Origin of the sequence: Microbacterium sp. (assembly GCF_041641055.1) — a bacterium.
Lineage (GTDB): Bacteria > Actinomycetota > Actinomycetes > Actinomycetales > Microbacteriaceae > Microbacterium.
Map to the genome: position 1 here is coordinate 1 of NZ_JBEPZB010000007.1, position 15,174 is coordinate 15,174.

Sequence of the window (15,174 nt, forward strand, 5' to 3'; positions counted from 1 at the left end):
TGCTGGTGATCCCGATGATGCGGCCCTCATCGAACAGGACCCGCTGGATCGCGCCCGCGCACGCGGCGTGCGCGGCGATCGAGACGGGCAGGTGCGCGCCGGTACGGGCGATCGTCGCCCACCCGGTCCCGGTGGCAAGAGCGGTCGCGTCGACGGTGACGACCACGGTCGGGGCCGCCCCACCGAGGGTCGGCATGTCCGTGTGTCGGGCGGCGATCGCGAGCGCGGCCGCGAGAGCGTCATGGCGTCTCTGTTCCGTCGTGCGGTCATCGAACACGTTCCGCGGATCCGAATTGAACGGATCCTCCCCTTCGGGATCGTTCTCGGCCTCTTGCGCCCCCACATCACCCGCACCGTCAGCAGCAGGATCAGCAGGATCAGCGGACTCGAAGTCCGCACCCGTGTCTCCGGTGTCGCTGGTGTCTGTGTCGGTGGGGTCGGTGGGGGTGAAGAACACCCCGGGCATCGGAGCCCCCGGGCCTTTGGGATTCAGGATCGCGTCCATGATCAACAGCAACTGCGCCGCGACCTCCGGAGTGAGATACCCCCGGATCGCGTGCAACCCGTTCTTCAACCGGCCGATCGTCACCCCCCGGCGACGCCGCGCATCCTCATCCTTGGGCTCTTCCCCATCCGGATCGAAGATCGACGCGAGACCCTCCGCCAGACTCGACAGATCATCCGTCGTCGGCGCCGGACCATCCTCATCGACGACATCCGCGGACTCATCGACATCCGCGTCGGGGTCATCACCGTCAGGGTCATCGACCGGGGCGAGACTGTGCCCGCGGGCAGCGCCGGCCAGGGCGAGGTCCGCGGCCAGGCGCTGGTCGGTGCTCAACCGGTCCCAGACCTTCTCGATCGGACCCGTCGCCGCCAGAAACCCCGCCACCCCCACCACCCCATCCAACAGGGCCTCCCGCATATGTGGCCACCGGGCCGGCAGCCGCTCCCCCGACACCAGGCTCGACTCCCGCCGCACCCGCGTCACCGTCGTCCCCACCCGGGTCGCCGAGCGCACCTCGACGCGCACCGTCCGCTGCAACAACTCGGTCGTGTTCCGACACCCCACCGCATGCGGGAACCCCACCGCATCCGCCGTCGCGAGCGTCTCCACCACCACCGCTTCCGCCCGCCGGAACGCCGCCCCCGCCCGCTGCAGCACCTCGACCCGGTCCGCGTCCGACAACCCCGCCAGCACGTCATCACACAGCACACCGGACAGGTCGCTGATGACCTGATCCAAACGCTGCACGGTGCTGTTCATACCCGCCAGTCAACCCCACCCCACCGACATTCACCCCCCGAAACCACCCCCCAGAACCCCAGATCACACCCCGTATTCCAATCTCTCGGCATAGCGCGCAAAAGAGGGGGAAGGACCGGCAGATGGACCCGAAAGGAGAGGAACAAGACGGCGTGCAGAAGGACGCGAGAGGAGAGGAGCAAGACGGCAGGCAGAAGGACCCGAGAGAAGCGGAACAAGACGGCAGGCAGAAGGACCCGAGAGAAGCGGAACAAGACGGCAGGCAGAAGGACCCGAGAGAAGAAGAAGAAGAGGACCGACAGAAGGACCCTAGAGAAGAGGAAGAAGAGGACCGACAGAAGGACCCGAGAGAAGAGGAAGAAGCGGGCGAACGAGAAGCGGGCGGAAGGCCGAGAGACGACAGCCGAGCGTCACCCCTGCGTCCGACTCGAGCACCCGCGGATCCCCTCCCCGCATCCCCTCCTGATGCTCCCGCTCCCGCGCCCGCCTCGCTACATCCCCGCGTGATCGAACGCGATGGTCGGCACATCCACGACGTGCGAGCCTCCGTCGGCGACGATCACCGCACCGGTGACGTACGACGATTCCCCCGAACCGAGGAATCGGACGACTGAGGCGATCTCGGCGGGCCGCGCCGGCCTCCGCAGCGGCACGTCGGCGGTCACTGTGGCGTATGCCTCCTCCCGCGAATCGAGCCCTGCGTGCGTGGCGAACTCGTCCATCTCGTCGTCGGCCATCGGCGTCTGCACCCAGCCCGGGCAGATCGCGTTGACTCGCACTCCCTGGCGCCCGTAGTCACGGGCGAGCGTGCGCGTCAGCCCGATCAGCGCATGCTTGCCCACCGTGTAGCCGGCCACCGACGGGCCGGCGAAGAGCCCGGCGAGCGACGACACGATCACGACCTGGCCCTTCGACTCGATGAGGGCGGGAAGCGCCTCCCTGGCCATGACGAACGCTGTGGTCAGGTTGGCGCGGATCGCCGCCTCCCAGCTCTCGTCGTCGGTCTCCGCGACCGGCGAGAATCCGTGGCCACCTGCATTCGCCACTAGCACGTCGAGGCGCCCGAAGGTGGCGAGCACCTCGGCGACCGCCGCCTTCGCAGACTCCGTGTCGGCGGCGTCGGCGATGATCGGATGCGCTCCGACGGCCGCCTCGACCGCCCGCAGAGGTTCTGCTCGTCGCCCGACGACGACCACGTGCGCGCCCTCGGCGGCGTATCGCTCGGCGATCGCTGCTCCGATTCCGGTACCGCCGCCGGTGATGACGACGACGCGACCCGCGACGGTCGATCCCACTGAGGTTCCCATGCCTGCTCCTGTTCGTGACTTCGTGACTTCGTGACTTCGTGACTTCGCGACTTCGTGACTTCGTGACTTCGTGTGATGACGCTGCTTGGACGCCGCTGCCCGGATCCGGTGCCGCGCGATCAGGCGGGGAAGCCCGACCGCGCGGAGTAGCCGAAATCGCTGAGGACGGTCGTCCCGTTGATCCCCCTGCTGCGCGGCGAGACGAGGTAGACCGCGTGCGAGGCGACCTCCTGGGCCGTCTGCACCGGGAAGGCGGGGTCCCTGAACGCCTCCGCCCCGAGGTCGCCGCGGCTCATCGGGGTGTCCACGATGGACGGCGCGACCGCGTTGATCCGCACTCCGGTTCCGGCGAGATCGACGGACAGCGCGCGACCGAACTGCACGAGGGCAGCCTTCGACGCGCAGTACGGCACCATTCCCGCCGAGGCGACGAACGCCGAGTCGCTCGCGATCAGGACGACGGATGCCGCGGCCGCCGCTCGCAACGCCGGCAGCGCATGCGAGACGACGAGGAACGTACCGGTGACGTTGACGGCGAAGACCGCGTTCCATTCGTCGAGCGAGATCTCATCGATCCCCGCCCCGACGGGCCCGGACACTCCCGCACAGCACACGACGGCGTCCAGCCCGCCGAGCGCCCGGATCGCCGCGTCGACGGCGCCCGCCACCTCGATCTCGTCGGTCACGTCCGCGACCAGCACGACCGGATCGATGCAGCCCTCGGCGGTCTCCGCGAGTGCGGGGCCGTCCCGATCGAGCAGCGCCACCCGCACGCCCTCCGCGGCGAGCGCCCACGCGGTGGCCCGCCCTATCCCGCCGGCCGCGCCTGTGATCAGCGCCGTCGTCCCGTTCAGCTGCAGGTCCATGGTCTTCGTGCGATTCCGCCCCGCGACTCCGCGCCGCGCACCCGGTGGCGCACTGTGAGGACGGCGGTGTCGTCCTCGTCATCCTGCTCCCCCACGTCACCGCCGAGAACGGGGGTGGGCGTGCTGTGCACGCTGGCACCATCGTCCTTCGCTCAGGGTCAAGCACCGCCCTCGCCACGCGAGCAGACTCGCTGTATCGACGAACCCCTCGTCGTCGATGCCGTGCGGACACGGCCGTCACCGAGCAAAGGAGCCGACGTGGCAGACCCGACATCTGCGTCCACGACGCAGCAGGACCACACTTCTCTTCGACCCGGCGCTCTGGGCGTCGCCGGGATCGTCTTCCTCGTGCTCGCCGCCGTCGCGCCGCTGACCGGCATCGTGGTCGTCGCCTCGCTCGCGATCGCTCTCGGCAACGGCGGCGGAACCCCGATGGCGTTCTTCCTGGTCGCCGCGATCCTGCTGCTCTTCGCCGTCGGCTACGCGCAGATGTCGAAGCAGCTGGTGAACGCGGGCGGCTTCTACGCGTTCGTGGTGAAGGGTCTGGGCCGCACGGGTGGACTCATCGCGGGACTCATCGCGACCCTGGGCTACAACTTCTTCGTGGTCGGCACGATCGGCACCAGCGGCTTCTTCATGCAGAACATCATCCGCGATCTGACCGGGCTCGACGTGCACTGGCTGATCTGGGGCCTGCTGTCGATCGTCGTGTGCTTCGTCCTCGCTCGGGTCGGGGTCGACTTCAGCTCCAAGATCCTCGGAGTCTGCCTCGTGCTCGAGGTCCTGATGCTCGTGGTCTTCGACGTCTCCGTGCTCGTGCAGACCGGCTACGATCTGGGCGCGTTCAGTCCCGAGGCGGTGTTCTCCGGCTCCCTGCCCATCGGCCTGCTGCTGGCGGCGACGGGCTTCCTGGGATTCGAGGCCACGGCACTGTTCAGCGAGGAGGCGAAGCAGCCGCTGCGAACGATCCCCCGCGCGACCTACACCTCGATCATCGCGATCGGCGTGATCCTCGGCGTGACCACGTGGGCGGTCGTCAGCGCGACCGGTGTCGCGCAGGCGCAGGCCACCGCGCTCGAGCACCTGCCGACCGGCGACCTGATCTTCTCGCTGTCGCAGCAGTACCTCGGCGGTCCGCTCACCACGGTCATGATGATCCTGCTGCTGGTCAGCCTGTTCGCCGCCATGCTCGCTTTCCACAACTCGGCGACCCGCTACCTCTACTCCCTCGGCCGCTCGCGCATCCTCCCCCAGGCACTCGCCCGCACGCGCCGCAACGGTGCACCTCAGCTCGCGGGCATCGTGCAGGCGTCGTTCGCCGCCGTCGTCGCGATCATCTTCGCGATCGCGGGAGCGGACCCCATCCTCACCCTCGTCCCGGCCATGCTCGGCTTCGGCACCCTCAGCGTCCTGATCCTGCAGGGCCTGGCGGCGATCTCGATCGTGGTGCACTTCCGCCGAAACCGTGACCCCCGCTGGTGGAGCACCTTCATCGCCCCCGGCATCGGATTCCTCGGCATCGCCGCGATCTCGGTGCTGGCGATCGTGAACTTCAACATCGTGGCCGGCTCCGAGGAGCTCGCCATCCGCCTCATGCCGCTGCTGCTCGTGGTCGCCCTCATCGGCGGCATCGTCTACGGCGAGTACCTCAAGAGGTCCCGGCCCGCCGTGTACGAGGGCCTCGCATCCGACCTCGAGCGCTTCAGCAGCCGCTGACGCTCGCCCATCCACACTCAAGGAGAGACATGACGACCCTGAACCCCGCCGACACCTCCACCTGGCTGCCGCTGGAAGGACTCGCCCCCGGCTTCGATGCGAACAAGGCTCCGCACTCGACCGCGCTGAGCGGTCGTGAGATCACCGTGGTCGACGCCCGAGGCACGCGCATCGCGCACCGCTTCGCCGACACCACGGTCACCTGGGACTACCGACCCGGTGCCGAGGACCCGACGGAGGCAGCCTCCGACACCGACGATTACGAGGCATTCGAGGTCGACGACGACCTGTACTTCGTGCAGTTCCACCACAACTACCTGCCGAACGAAGCCGTGTCGCTGGTCGTCGATCTCCGCCATGGCAGGGCCCTCGCCGTCATCTCGGTCATCCTGCCCGCGCCGGAGCAGGGCCGCACCCGCGTGCAGCACGTCTTCGCCCCCAGCATCATCGAGGCTGCATCGGTCACGGGCGCGGAGGCAGCGCCGACGACGACCCTGATCGGCCGTCGCGTCGAGTGGGTCTACAGCGAGGAGCACGCCTACGAGCACGTCTACCTCTCGGAGCGCTGGTACTCCTGGCAGTGCCTCGCGGGCCCCGAGCGCGGGCTCGCCGACACCGACGAGAACAGCGTGTGGGAGGTGCGCCCCGGCATCTACATCTTCGCGTGGCGCGAGAAGGTGATCCCCTGCGCATCCGTCACGATCGCCGACCACCGCGACGTGAACGCGATCCGCTCGCACGGTGTGCTGTTCGGTCTCGACGAGTCGGGCGCGGTGCCCACGCACTTCACGTTCGGCGCTCACGGCCGCCTGCTCTCGACCACGCATCACGCGGACGGTCTGGAGCCCGCCCACTTCGGAGCCCTCTGACATGGCGCCGGCCGACCTGATCGTGACGGGGTCGGTGATCCGCACCTCGGATCGCCGCACCCCGCTCGTCGAGGCGTTCGCCGTGCGCGACGGGCGCATCCTGGCCTCCGGCACGCTCGCCGCCGTCTCGACGCATCGCGGGCCGGAGACGCGGATGCTGGACGTCGGCACCGCGGCGGTGTACCCGGGCTTCGTGGACGTGCACAATCATCATGCGATGGCGGGCCGCACCGAGCTGTTCGAGCTCTTCCTGCCGGCGTCGCTGCCGCTCGAGGTGATCCTCGACCGCGTTCGCGAGAAGGCGGAGAGCCTGCCGGAGGATGCCTGGATCGTCGGCGGTCCGGTGTCGACGACACTGCTGCCGACACTGGCGAACACGGCGACCCGGATGCTGCTCGATGACGCCGCCGGCGGACGCCCGGTGGTCCTCGTCGAGGACTCCCGGCACAACCGGTGGGCGAACACCCGTGCGCTCGAGCTGGCGGGGATCACCCCGGGTGAGCTCCCGGCCGGTGGCGAGGTCCTGCTGGATGCGGACGATGGGACTCCGACGGGCGTCCTCCTGGAGGCAGCCGGTATCCCGGTGCAGGAGGCGTACGACCGCAGCGGTGGGTTGACCCCCGACCAGCACATCGCGGCCTCGCGCCGCGGGGTGGACATCCTGAACTCCTTCGGCATCACGACGTTCCAGGATGCGGGGGTGTCGACCGACATCCTCGCAGCCCTCGCATCGCTTGATCGGACAGGCGAGCTGAACGCCTGGGTGGTCTCGTCTCTGCTGATCAACGACGAGATCTTCGGATTCGACCCGATCGGGGCCGCCCTCATCGACCGGGGTGAGGAGTATCGGACGCCGCACCACCGTCCCGACTTCGTGAAGATCTTCCTCGACGGAGTCCCGCCGGCACGCACGGCGTCGTTCCTCGAACCGTATGTGGCCGATGCGGTGCACGGTGCGCACTTCCACGGCGAGACGACGATGGACTTCGACGAACTCCACGGATGGCTGCGGGCGGTGGCCGAGCGGGGGCTCGGCGCCAAGGTGCACTGCACGGGCGACGGATCGGCCCGGCTGGTGCTCGACGTGGCGGAGCGCATTCGCGCCGAGGGCCACAGCATCCCGATCCAGATCGCGCACGGGCAGTTCCTCGCCGAGGACGACATCCCTCGGTTGCGGGCGCTGGACGTGTCGGCCGACATCTCGCCGTTCATCTGGTTCCCCGGAGTGATCCCGGAGGCGCTCGCGGAAGTGTTGGGCGATCGCGCGGAGCATTCCCAGCCCAACCGTGCGCTGCTCGACGCCGGCGCCCTGGTCGCCGGCGGTTCGGACTGGCCGGTGAGCGAGTCGCCGAACACCCTGGAGGGTCTGCAGGGACTCGTGACGCGCGCCGACCCGCTGGGCCGCGCGCCCGGCGTGCTCTGGCCCGAGCAGGCCATCACCCCCGAGGAGGCGCTGGAGGTCTTCACCATCAACGCCGCGACGGCGATGGGACTCGGAGGCGAGACCGGCTCGCTGACGCCTGGCAAGTCCGCGGACTTCGTCGTGCTCGAGCGCGATGCGATCGCCGGGCCGGCGGCCGAGATCATTGACACCCCGGTGATCTCGACCTGGTTCGCGGGGCGCGAGGTCTACAGCGCGGGCTGATGTCGTTCCCGCCTGGTGCGCGCCGGCCGGTGCGCGCCGGTGCGCGCCGGTGCCGCCGGCCGGTGCGCCCGGTGCGCGCCGGTGCGGGGTCAATAGCGCACCCCTGCAGCGCGTTTGCGATGCGTTATTGACCCCGCACCGCGGATGCGATGCGCTATTGACCCCCGCTGCGGATGCGGTGCTTTACCGACTGCATCCACACCACCGGCTCCGCCCCCACCGACGCGGCCCCGCCGCGCACGTGAGTGGTCAATAACGCACCCCTACAGCGCGATTCGGATGCGCTTTCGACCCCGCACCGCGGATGCGATTCGCTACTGACCCCGCACTCGCCCCGCGGCGGATGCGTTGCGGCGGGACGCCGCTCGCCCTCAGTCGCGCAGCAGGAACCGGGCCCCGAGTTCGCCGATCATCGCGGCCGGCGCGTTGGTGTTACCGGTCGGAACGGTGGGGATCACCGAGGCGTCGATCACGCTGAGCCCCTCGAGGCCGCGCACGCGCAGCAGCGGATCGACCACGGCATCCGCATCCGATCCCATCCGGCAGGTGCCGACCTGGTGGTGGTAGGTGATCGCGGTGCGGCGCACCCAGTCCTCGATGCCCGAATCCTGCACGTCAGGACCCGGGTACACCTCCGTCGCGCCCCATTCCTCGGCGAGCGCCGGCTGCGCGCCGATCCGGCGGCACTGACGGACGGATGCCGCGAGCGAGGCGACGTCCCTGTCATCCTCGAGGGCTGCCAGGTCGATGAGCGGCTGGTCGGCGAGGCCAGGTCCGGACAGCGTGAGCGCGCCCCGGCTGTGCGGCGTCACCAGGCCCGCCATCAGCGTGAAGCCGTCGTCTCCGCGCGGTTCGAGCTCGCCCCACATCGGCACCGAGAAGTGGATCGGCTGCGTGTCCGGCTCGGCGAGGTCGTCGCGACTGCGCCAGAAGAGGTGCGACTGCGTCACCGAGACACCGGGCTGCGGCGGCCCCACGGGTCGCTCGGTCGTGAAGATGACCGGCGAGAGCAGGTGGTCGTGCAGGTTCTTGCCGACGCCCGGCGCATCGAGCACGACGGGGATGCCGAGAGCCGCCAGCTCCTCGGCGGGGCCGATGCCCGAGCGCAGCAGGATCACGGGCGATCCGATGGCACCCGCCGAGAGGACCACCTCGTCGGCGAAGACGTCTTCGGCATCCTCTCCCTCTCCGAGCCTGACTCCGACCGCCCGACCGTCCTCGACGATCACCGAGTGCACCTCGCGACCGGTCAGGATCGTGAGCCGTTCGGCGACGGGCTGGGCATAGACCATCCACGTGTTCACGCGGCGTCCGTCCCGGATGGTCACCTGCTGCTGCGAGACGCCGTCGAGCGTGCCGCCGTTGTAGTTCGGGTTGCGGGGCAGTCCCTCCTCGACCGCGGCGTCGATGATCGACGCCTGGATGGGCGAGAGGTCGTAGTCGTCGGTGACGGGCAGCACGTCGTGTTCGAGCGCGTCGAACACGGGCTCGACGGTGCTCCACCCCCACCCGGTCGCACCGTCGCGCTCCCAGCCGTCATAGTCGGAGGCGGCGCCTCTCACCCAGATCATGGCGTTCAGCGCGTGCGATCCACCGGTGACCTTGCCCCGCGGGAGGTGCAATCGGCGTCCGCCCGCGTGCTCCTGAGGGACTGTGAAGAAGTCCCAGTCGTCAGCCGAGTGCCAGAGCTCCCCTGCCCTGGACGGGTCGTGGATCGCCGGGTTCGCGTCGTATCCTCCGGCCTCGATCAGCGTCACCTCGATGCCCGCATCCACCAGCCGTCGAGCGACGATCGCCCCCGAGGTCCCGGCGCCGACGACGATCGCCGACTTCATGCCTGCGCCTTGCGCCCCGGGCCGGACACGACCTGCGTCACGGCGACGGACTTGAGGCCCTCGACACCGAACTCCAGGCCGTAGCCCGAGCTCTTCACCCCGCCGAACGGCACCATCGGATGCAGCCCGCCGTGCGAGTTGATCCACACCGTGCCGGATTCCATGCGCGTCGCAGCCTCACGCGCGGCCTCCGGATCGCTCGACCAGACGGAGGCGCCCAGGCCGACGTCGACGGAGTTGGCGAATCCGAACGCCTCGTCGACGTCGCTGTATCGGATGACCGGGAGCGCCGGACCGAACTGCTCCTCCTGCACGAGGGCGGCATCGTTGTCGATGTCGGCGACGATCGTCGGGCGGTAGAAGAGCTCGCCGAGTTCCGGGGCCGCCTCGCCTCCGGCAGCCACGCGCGCGCCGCGTCCCTTCGCCTCCTCGACCAGCCGCGACACGATGTCGAACTGGGCGCGGTTCTGCAGCGGCCCCAGCACGTTGTCCTCGTCGAGGCCGTTGCCCATCGGCACGGATGCCGCGATCTCGGCCAGCGCGTCGACCACCTCGTCGTACACGGAGTCGTGCACGTAGAGGCGCTTCATGGCCGCGCAGGTCTGACCCGTGTTGATGAAGGCACCCCAGAACAGATCCTGGGCGATCGTCGCGACGTCCGTGCCCGGCAGCACGATGCCGGCGTCGTTCCCGCCGAGTTCGAGGGTGAGGCGCGCGAGGTTGCCGGCCGAGCTCTCGATGATGCGCCGTCCCGTGGCGGTGGAGCCGGTGAACATGATCTTGTCGATGTCGGGGTGCGAAGCCAGGCGGGCACCGACCTCGCGGTCTCCCGAGATCCCGATCAGGACGTCGGCCGGCAGCACGTCGTTCATGACCGCGAGCATCGCGAGCACGCTGAGCGGCGTGTACTCGCTCGGCTTGGCGACCACGGTGTTGCCCATCCGCAGGGAGGGGCCGATCTGCCAGATCGTGATCATCAGCGGCCAGTTCCACGGGCCGATCGCGCCCACCACGCCCGCGGCCTTGTAGACGAGCTCGGCGTGCAGGTTCTCGTCGTCGACCAGGACCTGCGGGTCGAGCTGGATGCCGGCGTTCGTGCGCAGCCAGGCCGAGCATGCGCCCAGTTCGAAGCGTGCATTGGGGCCGTTCAGCGGCTTGCCCTGCTCGCGTGACAGCAGGTGCGCGAGCGCCTCCGCGTTCGCATCGATCGCGTCGGCGGCCGCGAGGAGCAGCTCGCTGCGCTTCCCGTGACCGAGGGCCTCCCACGCCGGCTGCGCGGCCTTCGCGCGGGCGATCGCGTCGTCGAGGTCGGCGACGGCATGCACCGGCGCTCGCCCGATGACATCTCGCGTCGCCGCATCCGGGATCTCTCGTCCCGCGCCCTCCGGCGCCTGGATGCGGTCGAGCAGCGCTGCGGCTGCGGATGCGGCGGATTCGGACATCGGGACTCTCCTTCGAGCGGTACGCAGGCCAGGGAACTGGCGCTCGTCTCATTGTCGAATGCCCTGGGTCCTCGCACTTGTCGAGGAGCGCGCCGGAGATGTCCGAGTGCGAAGGGATGCGGTCGCCCGGGGTCAGACGAGGGTGAAGTCCTCGAAGATGAGGGTCGTCCGCGTGGAGCGGATCGAGGGGATCGCCTGGATGTCCTCGAGCACGATCCGGCGGAGGTCGCGAGCATCGCTCGCCCGTACCAGCAGGATCACGTCGAAGTCCCCTCCGACGAGGGCCATGTGCTCGATCTCGGGGATGCGCCGCAAGCGAGCACTGACCTCCTGCCATGTCGCCTGCTCGATCGCGAGGGTGACGTACGCGCTGGCGTGGTGGCCCAGCAGCACGGGGTCGGTGCGCACGGTGTAGCCGGTGATCACCCCGGCGTCCGTCAGGCGCTTGATGCGCGCGTGCGCGCCGGCTCTCGAGATGTGCACCGCCTCGGCGATCGCCGTCATCGATGCGCGCGCATCGCGGCGGAGCTCGTCGAGGATCGCGTGATCCGTGTCGTCCAGCGTGAGCATGGCACCCCTTCGTCCCGTCAGTGAATCCTGACACTTCGACTCCATCAACGCCAACTGCCGCTCAAACGTCCAGGATCTGTCGAGGGTTCTTGGACGACTGTCGCGGCCGGGGCATGCTGGCTTCATCAGGTTCGGCAGAGAGGGCGGACGGATGGATACTCGGGCATTGCTCCCGCGCGACGCGGCGGTGCAGCTCATCGACGCGGACGGGCAGACCGTCGCAGACGAGCAGTTCGCGCTGCCCGATCAGGCCGCTCTCCTGCGGGCCTATCGCGGGCTCGTCGAAGCCCGCCGCATCAACGACCAGGCCAGCGCCCTCGTGCGTCAGGGACGCCTCGCGGTCTACCCCTCGTCGCACGGCCAGGAGGCATGCCAGATCGGTGCCGCGCTCGCTCTCGCCGACGGCGACTGGCTGTTCCCGACCTACCGCGACTCGGTCGCGGTGATCGCCAGAGGCGTCGCGCCGGCCGAGGCGCTGGTGCTCCTCAAGGGCGACTGGCACTCCGGCTACGACGTGCGCGCGCACCGGGTCGCCCCGCAGGCGACTCCCCTCGCCACCCAGCTCCTGCATGCGGTCGGCTTCGCATTCGCGGCGAAGCAGCGCGGGGAGCAGACGGTGGTCCTCGCTCTGTGCGGCGACGGCGCGACCAGCGAGGGCGACTTCCACGAGGCGATGAACTTCGCGGCGGTCTTCCATGTGCCGGTCGTGTTCTTCGTGCAGAACAACGAGTTCGCGATCTCCGTGCCGCTCAGCCGCCAGACCGCTGCGCCCTCGCTCGCCCACAAGGCGATCGGGTACGGGATGCCGGGGCAGCGCGTCGACGGCAACGATGTCGCCGCGGTGCTCGCCGTGCTCGGCGACGCCATCGAGAACGCCCGTTCCGGCGGCGGCCCGACGCTCGTCGAGGCGCACACCTATCGGATGCAGGCGCACACCAATGCCGACGATGACACCCGCTACCGCGAGCGGGCGGAGGTGCAGGCGTGGGTCGCCCGCGACCCGCTGACACGCCTGCGAGCACACCTCACTCGGACGGGCGCGCTCACCGCAGAACTCGAGTCCGAGTACTCCGCCGAGGCCGAAGTGACCGCGACAGCGATGCGCGATGCCCTGAACACCGATCGGGACCTCGATCCGGAGGACCTCTTCCGCTTCGTTCATCAGACGCGCACCCCTCAGCTCGAGGAGCAGTGGCAGATGCTGCGCAGCGAGATCGAACGGACGCCCGAATCCGCAGGAGGTGCACGATGACCATCGCCCACGACGATGCCCGGGTGGAGTCCCGTACCCGCACGGTGGCGACCCTGAGCATGGCGGCGGCGTTGAACCTCGCGCTCGCAGACGCGATCGAGGCGGACCCTGCCGTCGTGGTGTTCGGCGAGGACGTGGGCGCGCTCGGCGGTGTCTTCCGCATCACCGACGGGCTCACCGCCCGCTTCGGTGAAGACCGCTGCTTCGACACCCCGCTCGCGGAGTCCGGCATCGTGGGCACGGCGGTCGGCATGGCGATGAACGGCATGCGGCCCGTCGTCGAGCTGCAGTTCGACGCCTTCGCGCTGCCGGCATTCGAGCAGATCGTCAGTCACGTCGCGAAGCTCGGCAATCGCACGCGCGGTGCCGTGCGGATGCCGCTCGTGATCCGCATCCCGTTCGGCGGGGGCATCGGCGGCGTCGAGCATCACTGCGACTCCTCCGAGGCCTACTACGCGCACACCCCGGGCCTGACCGTCGTCAGTCCGTCGACGCCCCAGGACGCGTACTCGCTGCTGCGGGCGGCCATCGCCTCCCCCGACCCGGTGATCTTCCTCGAGCCGAAGAAGCTGTACTGGAGCAAAGGCGAGGTGGACACCTCCGCCACCGCCGAGATCGGCACGGCCCGCATCGCACGGGAGGGCACAGACGTCACGCTCCTCGCGTACGGCGCCTCGGTGGCGCTCGCACTCGAGGCGGCGGAGGTGGCTTCCTCCGAGGGCCGCAGCGTGCAGGTCGTGGACGTGCGCTCGCTGTCGCCGTTCGACGACGTCACTGTCACGGCTGCGGTGCGCGCGACCGGACGTGCCGTGGTGATCGCCGAAGCGCCCGGCTACGCGAGCGTCGCCGCCGAGATCCAGGCGCGGGTGTTCGAGCGCTGCTTCGAATACCTGGAGGCGCCGGTGCGGCGCGTGACCGGATTCGACACGCCCTACGCGCCCCCGAAGCTCGAGCACTGGTACCTGCCGGACGTCGACCGCGTGCTCGATGCGATCGACTCGCTGCACTGGGAGGACGAGTCATGACCGCGCTGACCGGCCGGGTGTTCCGTCTGCCCGATCTCGGCGAAGGCCTCACCGAGGCGGGGCTCGTGCAGTGGCTCGTGTCCGTCGGCGACACGATCGTCACCGATCAGGCGATCGCCGAGGTCGAGACCGCGAAGAGCGTGGTCGAGCTTCCTTCCCCGTTCGCGGGAGTCGTGACGGCGCTGCACGGCGAGCCCGGCGAGACCATCGACGTCGGCGCCCCCGTGCTCGAGGTCGCGGACCCCGCGGGGGGCGCGTCCGGCGACGCCACGGGCAGTGCTGCGGGCAGCGCTGCGGTTCGTGCTGCGGCACCGGATGCCGTCGAGCAGGAGGCGTATCGGGAGGAGGAGCGCGCCGGATCCGGCAACGTGCTGATCGGCTACGGCACCTCGGAGCGCTCGTCCACGGGCCGCCGCCGCGCGCGCGTCGGGAGTGCTGCGGCGGAGCCGGATGCCGAACGGCGACCTGTGGCGGTCCGCTCCCCGCTCGTGCGACGCCTCGCGCGCGACCTCGGCGTCGACGTGCACGCCCTCAAGCCCACCGGACACGACGGCGCCGTCACACGCGCCGATGTCCTCGCCGCCGCGGTCGACGCCGCCGTGGACCAGCCGCTCGACCACCCCGTCGCCAGTGCAGCCGACGCCCGCGTCGACGGATTGGCTGTCGTGTCGCGAGAGCGGATGTCGCCCCTGCGCCGGGCGGTGAGCGCGAAGCTGACCCGCAGCCGCTCGGAGATCCCCGAGGCGACCGTCTGGGTCGATGTCGACGCGACCGAACTCTGGAACCTCCGGACGCGGATGGCTCCGGCGGGCGGATCGGCTCCTTCGGTCACGGCCCTGGTCGCGCGTTTCGTGCTGCTCGCTCTCGAGGAGCACCCGGTGCTGGCGTCCCGCCTGAGCGACGACGCCGCGGAGCTGATCTCCTTCGACGGGGTCAACCTCGGCATCGCCGCCGATACCGAACGGGGACTCATGGTCCCCGTCATCCCGAGAGCTCACGAGCTCAGCATCCTGCAGCTCGACGACGCTCTGCGTGAGCTGAGCGCGACCGCCCGGGCGGGGACGATGCCGCCGGAGCGCCTGCGCGGATCGACCTTCACCCTCAACAACTACGGCGGGCTGGGCGTCGACGGATCGGCGGCGATCATCAACCACCCCGACGTCGCGATCCTCGGCATCGGACGCATCATCGAGCGGGCCTGGGTCGTCGACGGGCAGGTGGTGCCGCGGCGCATCGCCCAGCTGTCGCTCGTGTTCGACCACCGGGTGTGCGACGGCGGGTACGCCGCGAGCTTCCTCCGCCGGGTCACCGAGCTCATCGAGCATCCGCTGCGCGCGTTCGGTCGCGTCTGAGGCCGCCACGTCGCGGCGGACTCAGACG

At 69.9% G+C, this 15,174-nt stretch carries 12 protein-coding genes; 6 read left to right on the top strand and 6 right to left on the bottom strand.

Annotated features, from left to right (window positions below):
• The 3 genes from ACESK8_RS06260 to ACESK8_RS06270 all read right to left on the bottom strand — a co-directional run.
• Positions 1–1,267, bottom strand: a 1,267-nt coding sequence (locus ACESK8_RS06260) for a DUF222 domain-containing protein (RefSeq protein WP_372967789.1), incomplete at its 3' end; no start/stop codon positions are given.
• Between the two features lie 491 nt (positions 1,268–1,758).
• Positions 1,759–2,574, bottom strand: coding sequence for an SDR family NAD(P)-dependent oxidoreductase (locus tag ACESK8_RS06265; RefSeq protein WP_372967790.1), 816 nt, complete (start codon positions 2,572–2,574; stop codon positions 1,759–1,761).
• A gap of 119 nt (positions 2,575–2,693) precedes the next feature.
• Positions 2,694–3,440: an SDR family NAD(P)-dependent oxidoreductase gene (locus ACESK8_RS06270; protein WP_372967791.1), complete on the bottom strand. Its 747-nt coding sequence runs from the start codon at positions 3,438–3,440 to the stop codon at positions 2,694–2,696.
• A 258-nt stretch (positions 3,441–3,698) separates the two neighbouring features.
• On the opposite strand from ACESK8_RS06270, the gene ACESK8_RS06275 reads away from it, so the two are divergent.
• The 3 genes from ACESK8_RS06275 to ACESK8_RS06285 are packed head-to-tail and all read left to right on the top strand — an operon-like array spanning position 3,699 to position 7,670.
• Positions 3,699–5,156 (top strand): APC family permease, encoded by a 1,458-nt coding sequence (locus ACESK8_RS06275; protein ID WP_372967792.1) that lies wholly within the window; start codon positions 3,699–3,701, stop codon positions 5,154–5,156.
• A gap of 29 nt (positions 5,157–5,185) precedes the next feature.
• The gene (locus ACESK8_RS06280; RefSeq protein ID WP_372967793.1) at positions 5,186–6,025 is read left to right on the top strand and encodes a molybdenum cofactor biosynthesis F family protein; all 840 of its coding nucleotides are present in this window, start codon (positions 5,186–5,188) and stop codon (positions 6,023–6,025) included.
• Between the two features lies 1 nt (position 6,026).
• Entirely contained in the window at positions 6,027–7,670 is a 1,644-nt protein-coding gene (locus tag ACESK8_RS06285; protein ID WP_372967794.1) for an amidohydrolase, read from the top strand.
• 371 nt (positions 7,671–8,041) lie between these two features.
• On the opposite strand, the gene ACESK8_RS06290 is transcribed toward ACESK8_RS06285, so the two are convergent.
• From ACESK8_RS06290 to ACESK8_RS06300, 3 genes are all read right to left on the bottom strand, one after another.
• Entirely contained in the window at positions 8,042–9,505 is a 1,464-nt protein-coding gene (locus ACESK8_RS06290) for a GMC family oxidoreductase (RefSeq protein ID WP_372967795.1), read from the bottom strand.
• Positions 9,502–10,947, bottom strand: coding sequence for an aldehyde dehydrogenase family protein (locus ACESK8_RS06295; protein WP_372967796.1), 1,446 nt, complete (start codon positions 10,945–10,947; stop codon positions 9,502–9,504). The genes ACESK8_RS06290 and ACESK8_RS06295 overlap by 4 nt, the downstream gene beginning before the upstream one ends.
• Before the next feature lie 132 nt (positions 10,948–11,079).
• The gene (locus tag ACESK8_RS06300) at positions 11,080–11,517 is read right to left on the bottom strand and encodes an Lrp/AsnC family transcriptional regulator (RefSeq protein ID WP_372967797.1); all 438 of its coding nucleotides are present in this window, start codon (positions 11,515–11,517) and stop codon (positions 11,080–11,082) included.
• 151 nt (positions 11,518–11,668) lie between these two features.
• Between ACESK8_RS06300 and pdhA the strand changes: the two genes are divergently transcribed.
• From pdhA to ACESK8_RS06315, 3 genes are read left to right on the top strand one after another with little or no spacing between them, the layout of a single operon-like run.
• Positions 11,669–12,769, top strand: coding sequence for a pyruvate dehydrogenase (acetyl-transferring) E1 component subunit alpha (gene pdhA, locus ACESK8_RS06305; RefSeq protein WP_372967798.1), 1,101 nt, complete (start codon positions 11,669–11,671; stop codon positions 12,767–12,769).
• On the top strand, positions 12,766–13,794 hold the full coding sequence (locus ACESK8_RS06310; RefSeq protein WP_372967799.1) for an alpha-ketoacid dehydrogenase subunit beta: 1,029 nt from the start codon (positions 12,766–12,768) through the stop codon (positions 13,792–13,794). Before pdhA ends, ACESK8_RS06310 begins: the two co-directional genes overlap by 4 nt.
• Complete coding sequence (locus ACESK8_RS06315) at positions 13,791–15,146, top strand: dihydrolipoamide acetyltransferase family protein (protein ID WP_372967800.1); 1,356 nt, start codon at positions 13,791–13,793, stop codon at positions 15,144–15,146. The genes ACESK8_RS06310 and ACESK8_RS06315 overlap by 4 nt, the downstream gene beginning before the upstream one ends.
• Positions 15,147–15,174 lie beyond the last annotated feature (28 nt).